A 353-nucleotide genomic window follows, 5' to 3' on the forward strand; every position below is an offset into this window, starting at 1 on the left:
CGAAGGCGCGCTGCTCACCGACGGCGACGGGCGGGACCAGCCGCTCGTCGCCGCGTACCGGGGCGACGCCCTGCGCCGGGTCCTCGCCGCGCTGCGGACCGAGCACGGCGCGCTCACCGGGCTCCCCCTGCGTCTGCTCGTACGGAAGCTGAACCTCACCCGTATCACCGACCCCGTCGCGTCCTTCGACTGCGACACCTGGGACGACATCGCCGCCGCCCGGTCACGGATCAGGGAGCATGGACGAGTGCTTGATGAATGGATCACCGCAGCCAAGGACGAACTGGGCCTCGACCTGGACGTCGACACCGGCGTTCTGCTCGACCTCGCCCGCGACGCCGCGCACGGGGTCG

Annotated in this window: 1 protein-coding gene; it reads left to right on the forward strand. The window is 72.0% G+C overall.

Annotated features, from left to right (window positions below):
• Nucleotides 1-353 (forward strand): DUF6457 domain-containing protein (locus tag G3I40_RS31210; RefSeq protein ID WP_239092046.1); only part of this gene is annotated, 353 nt, incomplete at both ends.

The sequence above is a fragment of the Streptomyces sp. SID14478 genome, assembly GCF_010548525.1.
In the GTDB taxonomy this organism is placed as follows: domain Bacteria; phylum Actinomycetota; class Actinomycetes; order Streptomycetales; family Streptomycetaceae; genus Streptomyces.